This is a genomic window from Vibrio sp. Y10_XG_PY6, from assembly GCF_024181795.1.
Taxonomy (GTDB): Bacteria; Pseudomonadota; Gammaproteobacteria; order Enterobacterales; family Vibrionaceae; genus Vibrio; species Vibrio diabolicus.
Map to the genome: position 1 here is coordinate 36,834 of NZ_JAMZAQ010000009.1, position 15,610 is coordinate 52,443.

Below are 15,610 nucleotides of genomic sequence, written 5' to 3' on the forward strand. Positions count from 1 at the left end.
ATATTGAATTCTTTTGCTGATGCTTATTGAGGCAAAAATTGCGTTCCAATACTTTCACCAGCGAATAGCTGTACTAATTTTTCTGGGTAACGCCAGGTCGCGACTTCGATAGGGCGACCAAGATCATTGGCCGCCTCCAAAGCAGCTTTAACTTTGACGATCATGCCGTCTGTGATCACATGTCCATCGATCAACATGTTCGCTTGTTGTTCCGACAGGGTTTTGATCAAATGGCCTTTACCATCTAATACACCACTCACGTCTGATAGCAGGACCAACTCCGCATCTAATGCGCCCGCAACCGCGACTGCGGCTTGGTCAGCATTCACATTCATCATCTGGCCATCTGTGGTTAAGCCAATTGAACTGATGATCGGCAGTGCGCCTGTGTTTAATACCGCTTGTAATAGCGTTGAATCACCCGGTGATGCTTTACCTACCGCGCCCAACTCTGGGTCAAGTTCTTCAACAAGACACAAACCACCATCCGCAAGGCTAAGACCTACTGCATTGAGTCCATCTGCGATGGCTTGACCTTGAAGTAGCTTATTCGCTGTGCCTGCAAGCGCGCCTGCAATCACCGGAATTTGATCGTAAGGCGTTACGCGTAAACCGTTTTTCTTTACGGTTTCAAGCTGAAGCTTTGCCATCAACTCATCAACTAGGTAGCCACCGCCATGAACGATGGCAATTTGTCGCTGTGCCGATTTTTGGTAAGCCGCAATGGCACCAAACAGTTGGCTTAAGGTTTGAGTGCAAGATAGAGCAGCACCGCCTAGCTTAATGACTAAAGGAGCTTGATTGGTTTGCGTCATCGCATTTCCCTCTTTCAACGACTACAGCAACGCTGTCAGTTCTGGGTAACCATAATGAATATTGAGACATTGCATCGCTTGACTTGATGCACCTTTGAGTAGGTTGTCGATGGCTGAAATCACAATGATGTGTTCGCCTTGTACCTTCCAGCCGATATCGCAGAAAGGGGTATTTTCGACATCCTGAATACGTGGAATACCATCGCCTTTTAAACGCACGGCTGGCTTTCCTAGATAAGCTTGTTCAAATGCTTGAGCGACTTGTTGCTCTGTAACGCCTGATGCTAGCTTCATGGTGATCGTGGCAAGAATGCCGCGTTTAAAGTTGCCTAGGTGCGGAGTAAAAATCACATCGCAACCTAAGTGCTGAGCAATTTCTGGTTGGTGACGATGAGTAAATACACCATAAGGTTGCAAGCTCACTTCACAGAAACTGTTCACCATAGAAGCTTTACGCCCAGCTCCGGACACACCGCTGGTCGCGTTAATGACAGGCCATTGATTGGTATCCACTAATGCATTTTCGAGTAGAGGTTTGATGGCTAACTGCGAAGCAGTCGGGTAGCAACCAGCTACAGCAACTAAGGGAGCAGTTTTAATTGATTCCTGGTTCCACTCTGCTAAGCCGTATGCAGCTTTATCTAGCCAGTTATTATGTTGATGCTCGAAGCCATAAAAGGTGTTGTAAAAACCTTCACTTTGGACGCGGAATGCCCCCGATAAATCGAATACCTGACAGCCTGCCTCCAAGAAAGTTGGGGCTAGATCGTGGCTCACCTCATGAGCCGTTGCTAAAAACACCACATCCGATTCTTGAGCGATTTGCAGTGGATCCGTTAGTGGCGAGACCGGAATATCAATGATGCCTGCTAACTTACCGTGCAGCTGCGCAATATTCTTTCCTGCATCAACACTGTTGGCGGAAACGTATAAACCTGATAGCGTGAGTTGTGGGTGTTTATTAACCATTAACGCTAACTCTGCGCCGGTGTAACCGCTGGCTCCAATAATCGTGGTTTTTAGCATTGTGTGACATCCATATACTTAAAGGCTCAAATGACTATTCATATTTAATTTTTGCTTTATTTTGATTTTTTATTCATTAAATATGATTTAATATGTGTTTTACATTTTTGTGGTCTGTCTGTCAACAGGAGATTTGAAGAATCCATGCAATTACCAACTTTTCTAGAGGTCTATGAAGGACTCATCAGCACCTCTTCTATCAGCTCCACGGATCCGAGCTGGGATCAGGGCAATGCAAAAGTCATCGAAAAACTCGCATCTTGGTTTAAAGATCTGGGTTTTAGCGTTGAAGTGATCGAGGTCGAGCCAGGCAAGCACAATATGATTGCACGTATGGGTGAGGGTGAAGGCGGCCTTTTACTTGCGGGCCATAGTGATACCGTGCCATTCGATCAAGGACGATGGAATTTTGATCCACATAAGCTGACTGAAAAAGACAATCGCTTTTACGGTTTAGGCACGGCAGACATGAAAGGCTTTTTTGCTTTTATTTACGAAGCCGTCAAAAAAGTCGACTGGAGCAAACAAACCAAGCCGCTATACGTGTTAGCCACTTGTGACGAAGAAACCACCATGTTGGGTGCACGACATTTCACCGTAAACGCCCCTTTTAAGCCGGATTACTGCATTATTGGTGAGCCTACCAGCCTCGTTCCTATTCGCGGCCACAAAGGTCATGTGGCGAATGCAATTCGGGTCACGGGTAAGTCAGGCCATTCATCCGATCCTGCCTTAGGCGTTAACGCGATTGAGATCATGCATGAAGTGATGTTTGCCATGATGCAACTGCGCGATAAATTGGTGAAAGAATACCACCACCCGGGTTTTGCCATTCCAAGCCCTACCCTAAACCTTGGACACATTCACGGCGGTGACAGCGCTAACCGTATTTGTGGTTGCTGTGAGCTGCACTATGATGTTCGCCCGCTACCAGGGATCAGCCTGGATGGCCTAGAAAATATGCTGCGCGGAGCATTAAAAGAAGTCGAAACAAAGTGGCCTGGACGCTTGGAGATAATTCCGTTACATGAACCAATTCCGGGTTACGAATGCCAACATGACCACCCATTTATCGGTGGTGTTGAAGAGATCTGCCAAACCAGTTCAGAAACCGTGAACTACTGTACTGAGGCGCCCTTCTTACAACAGCTCTGTCCAACCTTAGTTCTTGGCCCGGGTTCAATTGACCAAGCGCACCAACCGGATGAGTTTCTCTCATTTGATTTTATCGATCCCACAATTGATGTGCTTTCAAAGGCAATGGTCAAGTATTGCTGTTAATACGCGAATAAACTCAAAAGTCAGTGCAGCTCGATTGAGCTGCATCTTTTTATCTTCACAATTTAGCGCTAGCCTTAACACTTCTTTAACTTGTTATTTTGTAATTAATTTTCACTTCTTATTCTACAGCTGCCGTAAATTTGCTCTAAATCAGGAGACAGCGGAATAATTGCAAACTTAGTCTGCTTTATTTGACTATAACTGGTGCTTTTCGCTAGATTGGAGTCTTAACAAGGACAATGGATGTAGTTTTTTTACGAGGCAGGACGACAATGAACGAGAAATACGCCGCACTCAAAAGTAATGTGCGCATGTTAGGCCACTTATTGGGTAACACCATTCGCGATGCCCATGGCGAAGAAATCTTCGAGAAAGTGGAAACCATTCGTAAATTATCCAAATCGGCTCAAGCAGGTAATCAAGCAGACAGGGAAAGCTTGATAGAAGAAATCAAACACCTACCCGATGAGCAGCTAACGCCCGTTACCCGTGCGTTTAACCAATTTCTAAATCTCACCAATATTGCTGAGCAATACCACACGATTTCACGCCATTGTGAAGAGCACATTTGTGAACCAGACGCGATTAACTCGCTGTTTTCTAAACTGGTACAAAACGATGTGAGCAAACTGGACACTGCGCAAGCGGTTCGTGATCTGAATATTGAATTGGTCTTGACGGCTCACCCAACGGAAATCACGCGTCGCACGATGATCAACAAGTTGGTCAAGATCAACGAGTGCTTATCAAAGTTGGAACTGAGTGATCTTTCTTCTAAAGAGCGCAAGAAAACCGAGCGTCGTTTAGAGCAACTGATCGCGCAAAGCTGGCATTCAGACGTAATTCGACAACAGCGCCCTACTCCGCTGGATGAAGCAAAATGGGGTTTTGCAGTCGTTGAAAACTCACTATGGGAAGCGGTTCCAGACTTCTTACGTGAAATGAATGATCGTCTGAAGTCTTACTTGGGTGAAGGTTTACCAATTGATGCACGCCCTGTGCACTTCTCTTCTTGGATGGGGGGCGACCGCGACGGCAACCCGTTTGTCACTCATAGCGTGACACGTGAAGTATTGCTTCTGTCTCGTTGGAAAGCCGCAGATCTTTATCTCAATGACATCAACGAGTTGATCAGTGAACTGTCTATGACGGTTTCAAACGATCAAGTTCGTGAACTTGCTGGCGAAGATCAGCACGAACCATATCGTGCAATCCTGAAACAACTTCGCTCACTATTGAACGAAACCAAAGATATTCTCGATGCTAAGATCCATGGTCAAAAACTGGCCGTTAAAGCTCCGTTGCAAAAAGTCGAGCAACTTTGGGCACCTCTGTATGCCTGTTACCAGTCGCTAAATGAATGTGGCATGGGTGTGATCGCAAATGGCTCTCTACTAGATACATTGCGCCGCGTAAAAGCATTTGGTATTCATCTTGTTCGCCTTGATATCCGCCAAGAGAGCACGCGTCATTCAGACGTATTGTCTGAATTAACCCGCTACTTAGGCATTGGTGATTACGAACAATGGAGCGAGCAAGATAAGATTGCTTTCCTAACCAACGAACTCGCATCTAAGCGTCCTCTTCTGCCTCGTGATTGGGAACCATCAGAACCTGTCAAAGAGGTTTTGGACACCTGTAAGATTATTGCCGCACAACCGCGTGAAGCATTCGGTGCCTACGTTATTTCTATGGCACGCACTGCATCAGATGTGTTAGCAGTCCACCTACTTCTGCAAGAAGCTGGCTGCCCATATCGTATGGATGTTTGCCCGTTATTCGAGACGCTAGACGACTTGAACAATGCAGAATCGGTCATCAAACAGCTGATGGGTATCGACCTATACCGTGGCTTTATCCAAAACCACCAAATGGTCATGATTGGTTACTCTGACTCAGCGAAAGATGCGGGTGTCATGTCTGCAGGCTGGGCTCAGTACCATGCGATGGAATCGTTAGTTAAAGTGGCGGAAGAAGAAGGTGTTGAACTGACTCTATTCCACGGTCGTGGCGGTACAGTAGGCCGCGGCGGCGCGCCAGCACACGCTGCACTTCTGTCTCAACCACCAAAAAGCTTGAAAGGTGGTTTGCGCGTAACAGAACAGGGCGAGATGATCCGCTTTAAACTGGGCCTTCCAGATGTCGCCGTAAACAGTTTTAACCTTTACGCGAGCGCGATTCTAGAAGCTAACCTATTGCCACCGCCAGAGCCAAAACAAGAATGGCGCGACTTAATGGAAGTGCTATCAGAAGTTAGCTGCGAGTCTTATCGCAACGTAGTTCGCGGCGAGCCTGACTTTGTGCCTTACTTCCGTCAAGCGACACCAGAGCTCGAGCTCGGTAAGTTGCCACTTGGCTCTCGTCCTGCAAAACGTAATCCGAAGGGCGGAGTGGAAAGCTTACGTGCAATCCCATGGATCTTCTCGTGGAGCCAAAATCGTTTGGTACTTCCAGCATGGTTAGGTGCGGGTGAAGCAATTCAATACTCGATCGATAAAGGTCACCAAGCGCTGCTCGAAGAGATGTGTCGTGAATGGCCGTTCTTCTCGACTCGCCTTGGCATGTTAGAAATGGTGTACTCGAAGTGTAATATCGATATTTCTCGCTATTACGATGAGCGATTGGTGGATGAATCACTCCGTCCACTCGGTGAAAAGCTTCGCGCTCAGCTTCAAGAAGATATCAAAGCAGTACTGAATGTAGAGAACAACGAAAACTTGATGCAGCATGACCCTTGGGGACTCGAATCGATTCGCTTGCGCAACATCTACGTTGAGCCATTGAACATGCTACAAGCCGAGTTGCTATACCGTACACGCCAAACCGAAGAAGCATCTGCAAACCTAGAAGAAGCGCTAATGGTGACAATTGCTGGTATTGCAGCTGGCATGCGCAACACAGGCTAATCGCTTCATTTGTAATAAAAAAGCTGAGCAAGTGCTCAGCTTTTTTTGGGCGCTGGATAATTGCGCAACCAAAAGGCAGTTTAATAAACTATAAAAAACCCAAAAATTACCACACAAAAAGAATAAAAAACCACAAGTTAACACTATTGATTATTATGTTAGTTTTTTAGGGTAATTTTGTCCTACTATTCCACTTCATGCTTATTATTTATATACTACTTGCCTGCTGAGAGCTCATAAATCCAATCATACCTGCTCCAGCCATGATGGGACTCCCCATCTCTCTAGGTGATAAACGGCTTTAAGGTGACAGGACCAACATTGTTGGTGCTACTTATACATTAAAAAACTCAAGTGCCAGAAAGAGCACAGCTGAAAGTATAGGTAGCTTGTTTACAAGTTTATTGACCATTTGGATTGAAGACATGTCATTACCACACGTAATCTTAACTGTTCTTAGCACTCGCGACGCAACCGGTTACGATATCACTAAAGAATTCTCTGCTAGCATCGGTTACTTCTGGAAAGCAAGCCACCAACAAGTGTACCGTGAACTCAATAAAATGGCCGAGAAAGAGCTGGTTACTTGCGTATTAGAACCTCAAGAAGGCAAACCAGACCGTAAGGTTTACTCCATCACAGATGCTGGTCGCAGCGCTTTAGGAGAATGGTTTGATCAACCAACTGCACACCCGACTGTTCGTGATGAATTTTCAGCGAAATTGATGGCATGTGCCGTTCAACCATCAACACCTTTCCGTGATCAACTCGCCGAACTGGTTGAAGAGTCTCGCAAACTGGTTTCTCACTACAAAGAAATTGAAGCGGCTTACTACGCAACGCCGTCAACTTTAGACAAACAAGCTCGCCTAGAGCGTTTAACGCTTCGTCGTAACCTACTGTTACGTGAAACGTGGATCACGTGGGCTGAAGAAGTCCTAACAGAACTTGAAGTGATTGGTTAATTTCCTTTTACTTTGATACAACGAAAAAGGCTTGCCACTCGGCAAGCCTTTTGTCTTTTTGAAACCCGATTTATGCACCTACTGCAGCGCGAGGACGAACGCCTAGCGTATGACATAAAGCGTAAGTCATCTCTGCACGGTTTAGGGTGTAGAAGTGGAAATCCTTAACGCCTTCACGACTAAGTACGCGCACCATATCAATAGCTTGGCTTGCTCCCACAAGCTGACGAGTCACCGGATCATCATCCAAGCCTTCGAACTGTTTACTCATCCAGCCTGGTACTTTCACATTGTTCTGCGCAGCAAAGCGAGAGGCTTGCTTAAAGTTCGACACTGGCAAAATACCAGGGACAATTTCCACATCAATTCCTGCCGCCACACAGCGATCGCGGAAACGAAGGTAAGACTCGACGTCAAAAAAGAACTGAGTAATTGCACGGTTTGCGCCTGCATCAACCTTACGTTTTAGGTTCAATAAGTCAGACTGCGCACTTTTAGCTTCAGGGTGAACCTCAGGAAACGCGGCTACTGAGATATCAAAATTGTGACGTGATTTCAGCAGCTCAACCAGATCCGAGGCATACATGTCAGGCGCACCGCCACCAGGAGGAATATCACCACGCAGAGCAACGATATTTTCAATACCATTATTCCAGTAATCATCGGCAATATTAATTAACTCTTCGCGAGTCGCATCAATACAAGTGAGGTGAGGAGCGGCAACCAATCCGGTTGTTGCTTTGATTTCTTTAATGATGGAGTGCGTTCTGTCACGCTCGCCAGAGTTAGCGCCGTAAGTCACAGAAACAAATTTAGGTTGGAGCGTTTTAAGACGGTGCACTGAATTCCAGAGTGTCTCTTCCATCTTAGCGCTGCTTGGTGGAAAAAACTCAAATGATACATTGATGTTGTCTGACAACTCAGCAATATTCTGGTTCAAGGCGTCAATATGGCCTGCGTGCGTGTATCCCATCTTACTCTCCCTGTGGCACTCCGCCACGAAAACAAATTCCTTAAATCGACGTTTAGACGTCTATATGTCTACAGAATGTATTGAATACGATTTAATGTCAACCTTGTAATTATGAATTTTTCTCAAGTTAATAATGAGGATAGTTCAAGTTATTACTTGAACATTATTTCACCACTTATCACAAGCCGATACTTCAGTATGGCACTGAAGGAAAAATAAAAAACCCTGGTCGGGTTCCAGGGTTTTAGGTATCTCGCAACTTTAGAATAAACCGGCTAATCGGTTGAGGTCGGATTGAATCGCGCCAGCTGTCACTTCTCTTCCTGCGCCAGGCCCTCGAATAACGAGTGGGTTATCTTTGTACCACTTACTTTCAATGGCAAAAATGTTGTCGCACGGCAGTAGGTTGGCGAGTGCATGTTCACGAGATAACGCTTCTACTCCCACCGTCGCTTTACCATTTTTTTCTAAACGAGCAACGTAGCGAAGCACTTGGTCGTTTCTCTGTGCTTTTGTCAGGCGCTCTTGCAGTATTTCACTCAACAGCCCTCCGTTATCGAAGAAGTCATCGATGCTAAGTTCTCTTAATTCTTCTGGTACCAGAGATTCAACCTTAACGCTGCCCGGCTCAATATCGAGACCAGACTCTCGAGCTAAGATAACCAGCTTACGCATCACATCTGAACCATCTAAATCAGAACGAGGATCAGGCTCTGTTAAACCTTGCTGCCAAGCGAGGTCGACTAAATCATTAAATGGTACTGAGCCGTCAAATTGTTGGAATAACCATGATAACGTCCCTGAGAAAATACCCGATAGAGCAACGATCTCATCACCACTTTCACGTAGATCTCGCACGGTATGGTTTATCGGTAACCCCGCACCAACCGTCGCATTGTACAGCCAATAACGACCAATTTTAGCGAATGCATCTTGAACCTGATGGTAATACTGGCTATCAGCCGAACCCGCCACTTTGTTAGCGGAAATCAAATGAATGCCCTGCTGCGCAATTTCTACATAGCGCTGAGCTAAGTCTTTGCTCGCTGTCACATCAAGCACTACGGCTTCATCGTAATTTTTTAGCGCTCCTAAGTGAGTCAACCAAGACCCATCGTTTGCTAGGCTTTCATCATCAAATCGTTCAGCAACACTTGCTGCATCAATACCTTGCTCATCGAACCAGTAGGTTTGACTATCCACGACCGCTACAAGGTCAAAGCTCATTCCATGACGTTTTTCGAGTTCACCTTTTTGAGTTGCAAATAAATTTAACCAGCTAGAACCAATGTTGCCCTTGCCACATAAAGCCACCGCCACGCGCTTTTGCGCTTGGAACAACTGGCTATGAATCGTTTGAACCAACACTTCGGTATCAGTACGACGCAAAACGGCGACTAAACTCAGCCCCGACTCAGTTTCAGAAATAAATTCAACCGGAGAGTGTTTTAACTTCTGATAAAAACCAAAACAATGGTTGGCGTTTTTCGTAACGCCAGCGCCTACCGCCGCTAAGAGCGAGTAGCCTTCCTTGAGCTTAATCTCCGCTTCAACCGCAAGCTCTTGCAAATGTTTCAGTGCGCCACCAGAAATTTCTGCGGTATACGCCAAGCGCAACGTGTGTTGATCGGGCTGTGCCTCAAATGCCAATGGCTCCAATTGCGCTCGCTGCAACGCTTGTAATACATCATTCTGTGTTTTTTCGAAGTCGTGCCCATGCATGAAAGACAGCTGCACCAATAAAACATCATCCAGCGAGGTAATAATTTTAGCGCCACGGCCAGACGCCAAGACACGCTCAATACGAGTAGAGCCCGATTCCGGCAGATAGCTACATTTGAGGTTGAGATCCATAGTACTTTGCGCCACAGGCTGAAGTGTACGACTGTGTAGGACTGGGGCGGCTAAACGGGCGAGTTCGCTGGCTTCATCCAATCGAAGTAACGGTAACAGACACGCGTCTGCCACCAAACGCGGATCGGCACTATAGACACCGGCAACGTCACTCCAAATGGTGACCGTGCTCACTTCAGCCAGAGCACCAATGACAGTTGCAGAATAGTCAGAGCCATTACGACCAAGTAAAATGGTTTCGCCCGCCTCGTTCTGAGCCATAAAGCCAGTAATTACCACACGTTTATGATTGTGTTGCGCGAGAACTTCTTTTATCAAAGGATATGAACGAGCGCGATCAACTTCAGGTTGAGTCCCGGCTTCCGCACGTAAAAACGCTCGTGCATCTTGTGCAACAGCGGGGATAGAACGTTGAGATAATAACGCGGCCAATAGGCGAGCAGACCAAACTTCTCCGTGTCCTAGTACCGCGGCTTTTTGCGCGCCAGTGAGTGGTGCTGTCAGCTCAGATAAGGTACTGAACTCATCATGCAGTAACGCTAATAGCTCTTCTTGTACTTCATTTTCCAACAAGTTTTCTATTAGCTCCGTTTGGAACTGCCTTAGGCTTTGAAGTGCTTCATGCGCGATTCGGCCATCTTTGTCTAGCCCTTCCAGGAACTCAATCAAGCGGTTAGTGGTTTTTCCTGCCGCCGAGACGACCACAAGATCATTTTCCGTCGAATACTCCTTAAGAATATCCACAACGCGTAAATAGCATTCTGGGTTTGCTAAGCTACTGCCACCAAACTTATGCAGCTGACGTTGTAAAGTCATTATTATCGTCTCCTATTGTTGGGCAGCTTTAGCGAATGCTTGCTCTAAATCTGTGATGAGATCTTGTGCATCTTCCAAGCCGACAGACAAACGCAATAGTTGATGCGATACCCCCGCATCTGCAAGTGCTTCCTCTCCCATAGCGCGATGCGTCATGGATGCCGGATGACAAATCAAGCTTTCAACTCCACCTAATGACTCAGCCAATGAAAACAGTTGGAGCTCTTTAACGAACACTTTTAACTGCTCAAACGAACCGGCAAACTCAAAGCTCAGCATAGAGCCAAAACCAGTTTGCTGCTTTTTAGCAATGTCATGACCTGGGTGCTCCGGCAGGCTTGGATGATAAATGGTTTTAACTAACCCTTGCTTCTGGAGATAAGCCAGTACCTGCTGTGAACTCTCTTCATGCACTCGCATGCGAGCACCAAGTGTACGAATGCCTCGCAACGTCATATAACTATCGAAAGGTGTGCCAGTCGCACCAATGCAATTTCCCCACCATGCAAGCTCTTCTGCATGCGCTTCTGTTTTGGTGATGATCACGCCACCAATCACGTCTGAATGACCGTTGATGTACTTCGTTGTGGAGTGGATAACAAAATCCGCACCTAGCTCTAAAGGTTTTTGGTACACGGGTGTCAAAAAGGTATTGTCCACCGCAACTAACGCGCCGACTTGTTTCGCTTTTTCACAGGTAGCTGCAATATCCACTACGCGAACCAGAGGGTTTGACGGAGTTTCTAGCAAAATGAGTTTTGGTTTTTGTGCTAATGCTGCATCCAAAGCTTGCTCGTCTGATTGATCGACAAACTGAACCTTAAAATCGCCTTTGTTGGCTCGGGTATTAAAAAGACGATAGGTGCCGCCATAACAATCGTGAGGAGCAATAATGAGATCATCAGGGCCAAGAAAAGCGGACACCCATAAATTTAATGCAGACGTACCGCAGTTCGTGACAACCGCTCCTTTTCCAGACTCGAGTTCAGATAACGCACTTTCCAACAGTCCGCGGTTTGGATTTCCAGATCGCGTGTAATCATACTTAGGTACTTCACCAAAGGCAGGGAAACCATAGTTAGTGGAAAGATAAATAGGTGGAACGACAGCGTGATATTGGCTGTCTGATTCAATACCAGTGCGTACTGCAATGGTCGCAGGTTTGCGAGAGCTCATGGGTGTATCCTTTCACGGGTAATGACTTCTAAATAGGAATGCGCTATATCTAATGAGTAAAATAAAGTGATCAACACGCTTCCTTTGCTGTTCTGTTCACTTTACTCGTCAAAAAATGAGACGTCAACACTTCTAGACGTCTATATGTCTTTGCTTATGGCGGTAAATGCAGCTAAAATCAGCACCTAAATTATTTTTAACCGATTACATAAATGAAGGTGTGCAATGGCTGACTGGAATGGCGAATACATTAGCCCATATGCAGAGCACGGCAAAAAAAGCGAACAAGTAAAAAAAATTACCGTCTCTATCCCGCTAAAAGTTTTAAAAGTGCTAACTGATGAGCGTACTCGCCGTCAGATCAATAACTTACGCCATGCAACCAATAGTGAATTACTATGCGAAGCATTTTTGCACGCGTACACAGGTCAGCCACTTCCAACAGATGAAGACCTTCGTAAAGACCGTCCAGATGATATTCCAACAGAAGTAAAAGCACTGATGACGGAAATGGGCATCGAATTTGAGTCGTTTGACGAAGAGTAAAAAAGCGAGGCTTGAGGCTTCAGATAGCAATTCTTATCTCGAGACAAAAGAATGACATAAAAAATGGGACGCGATTGCGTCCCATTTTTTGTACATCACATCTAATAGATATATTACTCTGCCATGTAGTTTTCAGGCATCTCGATACGAGCAACACCTGAATCAACTGCCGCCTGAGCCACAGCTTTTGCAACACGTGGTAGTAAACGTGAGTCCATTGGTTTTGGAATGATGTAGTCTGCACCAAACTCAAGCTTATCGACGCCTGCGGCCTTCAATACAGTTTCAGGTACAGGCTCTTTTGCTAGCTCACGAATCGCCTCAACGGCTGCAAGTTTCATTTCATCATTGATTTCACTTGCGCGCACATCAAGAGCACCACGGAAGATGAATGGGAAACATAATACGTTGTTTACTTGGTTCGGGTAATCACTACGGCCAGTACCCATGATCAAATCATCACGAACAGCGTGGGCAAGTTCAGGCTTAATTTCAGGATCTGGATTCGAACATGCAAATACGATTGGCTTATCTGCCATCAGCTTCAACGCTTCCGCTGGCAATAGGTTTGGACCAGATACACCTAGGAACAGATCCGCGCCTTCAATCACATCTTCTAATGTGCGTTTGTCCGTGTTGTTTGCGAATAGCTGCTTGTATTCATTAAGATCATCACGACGAGTGTGGATCACACCTTTACGATCCAGCATGTAAATTTTTTCGCGCATTGCACCACATTTAATCAGCAGCTCCATACACGCAACAGCTGCAGCACCAGCGCCAAGACAAACGATCGTTGAGTCTTCAAGCTTCTTACCTTGAAGTTCGATCGCGTTCAGCATGCCTGCCGCCGTTACAATCGCAGTACCGTGCTGATCATCGTGGAATACTGGTACATCACAACGCTCAATTAAACGCTTTTCAATCTCAAAGCAATCTGGTGCTTTAATATCTTCAAGGTTGATACCACCAAAGGTGTCTGCAATGCTTGCGACAGTATCAACAAATTCATCGATCGTGCGGTGCTTAACTTCAATATCAATAGAATCAAGACCTGCAAAACGCTTAAACAGTAACGCTTTACCTTCCATTACTGGCTTAGATGCAAGTGGACCTAGGTTACCTAGACCTAAAATAGCGGTACCGTTAGAAATAACAGCAACCATGTTGCCTTTCGCTGTGTACTTGTACACGTTATCAGGGTTTTGTGCGATCTCACGCACTGGTTCTGCAACACCAGGGCTGTAAGCAAGGGCAAGATCACCCGCCGTTTCCGCAGGCTTTGTCAATTCGACAGCAATCTTCCCTGGGGTTGGATAAGCATGGTAATCCAATGCTTTTTGGCGATGTTCTTCTTCTGGAGTGGCTGCTTGGCGATTGTCTTCAGACATGGACGTTTCTCTTTTTTATTTTTAGGTAAGGGGGCATAAATTCTATCGGATAGAAATCAAACTTCATAGGCAAGATTGCGAGCAATATCCTTAAAAAGCCGATAATAAAAGAGATTAGACCAGATAGCGGGGATAAGCACCTGATTTTCGAGTCAGGTGCTCTTTTCTTCTTACAATTGAAGTGCGCAAAATCCTGGACGTTATTACTCTTCGTCTACGTATTGCGCTTGGAGGTAGTTCTCAATGCCAGACATTTCAATCAAGCCAAGTTGCGTCTCTAGCCAATCAACATGCTCTTCTTCATCTTCAAGAATATCTTGAAACAGATCGCGAGACACATAGTCTCGAATGTCTTCAGCATAGGCAATCGCATCTTTTAAATCTGGAATGGCGGCCATTTCAAGCTTTAAGTCACACTCGAGCATTTCTTTAGTGTCTTCACCTATCATCAACTTGCCTAAATCTTGTAGATTCGGTAAGCCCTCAAGAAACAAAATACGCTCAATCAGATGATCGGCATGTTTCATCTCATCGATAGATTCGTGATATTCCTTATCTGCTAGGTGCTTTAACCCCCAGTCCTTATACATTCGAGCATGAAGAAAATACTGATTAATAGCGATGAGCTCATTTCCGAGCACTTTATTGAGATGTTGGATGATGATTGGATCGCCTTTCATGACAAAAACCTCCTCTTTAGCTTCATTTAAATGTAGAAGCAAATGAGAAGGTGTCAAAACGCTAGGCAGATAATTACTTAATTACCGCATGCTCACAGTAATTAGCTAGCTTGTTTGAATACCGTGTAACTGGTTTCCGCTAAAATATCCTTGGCTTGTCTGATGCACTTACCACATTGGCTACCCAATGCTGTGCATTTTTTGATTCCTTTAATATCCGTTACGCCTTCATCTATCGCCAACTTCCTAATTTTCTTGTCGGAGACCCCATGGCAAAGACAAACGTACATACTCAAAAACCTATTAAATTAACCTGTGGCAACCAATATAAACAAGAATAGTTCTTGTTACCAGTCGCATTGATAGGCCTGTTCAGAATATTTTGTTATATAGATTTGGTGACAGTAGGCAAAGATCAGAGGGTTAGGTGTTACGACTAAAGGTGTTGAAAAATAGAGCCGGTAATATTCTGTTTTTAAATTAAAAAATTAACGTATTTTCTACGAACACTTATAACCAAATATAATTTAGATATAAAAAAGGGAAGCCTAAGCTTCCCTTTCTCGATGCGCTTTCTTCATAAAGAAGAAGAGTGCAAGATTTCGTTTAATTCGTTATGAATTAGTCGAAGATCTTAGCAACAACACCAGCACCTACTGTACGGCCACCTTCACGGATCGCGAAACGTAGACCTTCGTCCATTGCGATTGGTGCGATTAGCTCAACAGTCATCTGTACGTTGTCACCTGGCATTACCATTTCTACGCCTTCTGGTAGCTGGATGTCACCAGTTACGTCAGTTGTACGGAAGTAGAACTGTGGACGGTAGCCTTTGAAGAATGGAGTGTGACGACCACCTTCATCTTTAGACAGTACGTATACTTCTGATTCGAACTTAGTGTGTGGAGTGATTGAACCAGGCTTCGCTAGTACTTGACCACGTTCAACTTCGTCACGCTTAGTACCACGTAGAAGTGCACCAACGTTCTCACCTGCACGGCCTTCGTCTAGAAGCTTACGGAACATCTCAACACCAGTACATGTAGTTGTAGTAGTGTCTTTGATACCTACGATAGCAACTTCGTCACCTACAGTTAGGATACCACGCTCGATACGGCCAGTTACTACTGTACCACGACCTTGGATTGAGAATACGTCTTCGATAGGCATTAGGAATGGCT

The 15,610-nt window shown here is 45.3% G+C and carries 13 protein-coding genes; 4 read left to right on the forward strand and 9 right to left on the reverse strand.

Annotated features, from left to right (window positions below):
• Nucleotides 1–23: 23 nt before the first annotated feature.
• Together argB and argC are read right to left on the reverse strand one after the other, a co-directional pair.
• Complete coding sequence (gene argB / locus NL644_RS22550; protein WP_048626700.1) at nt 24–815, reverse strand: acetylglutamate kinase; 792 nt, start codon at nt 813–815, stop codon at nt 24–26.
• A gap of 21 nt (nt 816–836) precedes the next feature.
• Nucleotides 837–1,841: an N-acetyl-gamma-glutamyl-phosphate reductase gene (gene argC / locus NL644_RS22555; protein WP_237312723.1), complete on the reverse strand. Its 1,005-nt coding sequence runs from the start codon at nt 1,839–1,841 to the stop codon at nt 837–839.
• 144 nt (nt 1,842–1,985) lie between these two features.
• Between argC and argE the strand changes: the two genes are divergently transcribed.
• The 3 genes from argE (at nt 1,986) to NL644_RS22570 (ending at nt 6,993) form a co-directional block, all read left to right on the forward strand.
• Nucleotides 1,986–3,122 carry an acetylornithine deacetylase gene (argE, locus tag NL644_RS22560; protein ID WP_253652405.1) on the forward strand — a complete coding sequence of 379 codons (1,137 nt, stop codon included), beginning with the start codon at nt 1,986–1,988 and terminating at the stop codon, nt 3,120–3,122.
• Between the two features lie 272 nt (nt 3,123–3,394).
• Nucleotides 3,395–6,028 carry a phosphoenolpyruvate carboxylase gene (gene ppc / locus NL644_RS22565; RefSeq protein WP_253658815.1) on the forward strand — a complete coding sequence of 878 codons (2,634 nt, stop codon included), beginning with the start codon at nt 3,395–3,397 and terminating at the stop codon, nt 6,026–6,028.
• A gap of 425 nt (nt 6,029–6,453) precedes the next feature.
• Nucleotides 6,454–6,993, forward strand: a complete 540-nt coding sequence (locus NL644_RS22570) for a PadR family transcriptional regulator (RefSeq protein ID WP_005395734.1) — start codon at nt 6,454–6,456, stop codon at nt 6,991–6,993.
• A 70-nt stretch (nt 6,994–7,063) separates the two neighbouring features.
• On the opposite strand, the gene metF is transcribed toward NL644_RS22570, so the two are convergent.
• From metF to NL644_RS22585, 3 genes are all read right to left on the reverse strand, one after another.
• Nucleotides 7,064–7,966, reverse strand: coding sequence for a methylenetetrahydrofolate reductase (metF, locus tag NL644_RS22575; RefSeq protein ID WP_253658816.1), 903 nt, complete (start codon nt 7,964–7,966; stop codon nt 7,064–7,066).
• Between the two features lie 261 nt (nt 7,967–8,227).
• Nucleotides 8,228–10,636, reverse strand: a complete 2,409-nt coding sequence (locus NL644_RS22580; RefSeq protein WP_046874623.1) for a bifunctional aspartate kinase/homoserine dehydrogenase II — start codon at nt 10,634–10,636, stop codon at nt 8,228–8,230.
• Nucleotides 10,637–10,648: 12 nt separating this feature from the next.
• Complete coding sequence (locus NL644_RS22585) at nt 10,649–11,812, reverse strand: O-succinylhomoserine (thiol)-lyase (protein WP_225462315.1); 1,164 nt, start codon at nt 11,810–11,812, stop codon at nt 10,649–10,651.
• A gap of 225 nt (nt 11,813–12,037) precedes the next feature.
• Between NL644_RS22585 and metJ the strand changes: the two genes are divergently transcribed.
• Nucleotides 12,038–12,358 (forward strand): met regulon transcriptional regulator MetJ, encoded by a 321-nt coding sequence (gene metJ / locus NL644_RS22590; protein WP_005381353.1) that lies wholly within the window; start codon nt 12,038–12,040, stop codon nt 12,356–12,358.
• A gap of 113 nt (nt 12,359–12,471) precedes the next feature.
• On the opposite strand, the gene NL644_RS22595 is transcribed toward metJ, so the two are convergent.
• The 4 genes from NL644_RS22595 to NL644_RS22610 form a co-directional block, all read right to left on the reverse strand.
• A complete protein-coding gene (locus NL644_RS22595; RefSeq protein ID WP_006742766.1) occupies nt 12,472–13,749 on the reverse strand; it encodes a malic enzyme-like NAD(P)-binding protein in 1,278 nt (425 codons plus the stop codon).
• Between the two features lie 203 nt (nt 13,750–13,952).
• Entirely contained in the window at nt 13,953–14,429 is a 477-nt protein-coding gene (gene bfr / locus NL644_RS22600; RefSeq protein WP_005395745.1) for a bacterioferritin, read from the reverse strand.
• 101 nt (nt 14,430–14,530) lie between these two features.
• Nucleotides 14,531–14,719, reverse strand: coding sequence for a (2Fe-2S)-binding protein (locus NL644_RS22605; protein ID WP_031780493.1), 189 nt, complete (start codon nt 14,717–14,719; stop codon nt 14,531–14,533).
• 331 nt (nt 14,720–15,050) lie between these two features.
• On the reverse strand, nt 15,051–15,610 hold a 560-nt coding region (locus NL644_RS22610; RefSeq protein ID WP_253645130.1), incomplete at its 5' end, for an EF-Tu/IF-2/RF-3 family GTPase.

Coding starts and splice junctions, on each gene's coding strand:
- NL644_RS22605 (WP_031780493.1), bottom strand. CDS start 14,719: ATGTACGTTTGTCTTTGCCATGGGGTCTCCGACAAGAAAATTAGGAAG.
- argE (WP_253652405.1), top strand. CDS start 1,986: ATGCAATTACCAACTTTTCTAGAGGTCTATGAAGGACTCATCAGCACC.
- NL644_RS22585 (WP_225462315.1), bottom strand. CDS start 11,812: ATGAGCTCTCGCAAACCTGCGACCATTGCAGTACGCACTGGTATTGAA.
- argC (WP_237312723.1), bottom strand. CDS start 1,841: ATGCTAAAAACCACGATTATTGGAGCCAGCGGTTACACCGGCGCAGAG.
- NL644_RS22580 (WP_046874623.1), bottom strand. CDS start 10,636: ATGACTTTACAACGTCAGCTGCATAAGTTTGGTGGCAGTAGCTTAGCA.
- ppc (WP_253658815.1), top strand. CDS start 3,395: ATGAACGAGAAATACGCCGCACTCAAAAGTAATGTGCGCATGTTAGGC.
- argB (WP_048626700.1), bottom strand. CDS start 815: ATGACGCAAACCAATCAAGCTCCTTTAGTCATTAAGCTAGGCGGTGCT.
- bfr (WP_005395745.1), bottom strand. CDS start 14,429: ATGAAAGGCGATCCAATCATCATCCAACATCTCAATAAAGTGCTCGGA.
- NL644_RS22570 (WP_005395734.1), top strand. CDS start 6,454: ATGTCATTACCACACGTAATCTTAACTGTTCTTAGCACTCGCGACGCA.
- NL644_RS22595 (WP_006742766.1), bottom strand. CDS start 13,749: ATGTCTGAAGACAATCGCCAAGCAGCCACTCCAGAAGAAGAACATCGC.
- metF (WP_253658816.1), bottom strand. CDS start 7,966: ATGGGATACACGCACGCAGGCCATATTGACGCCTTGAACCAGAATATT.
- metJ (WP_005381353.1), top strand. CDS start 12,038: ATGGCTGACTGGAATGGCGAATACATTAGCCCATATGCAGAGCACGGC.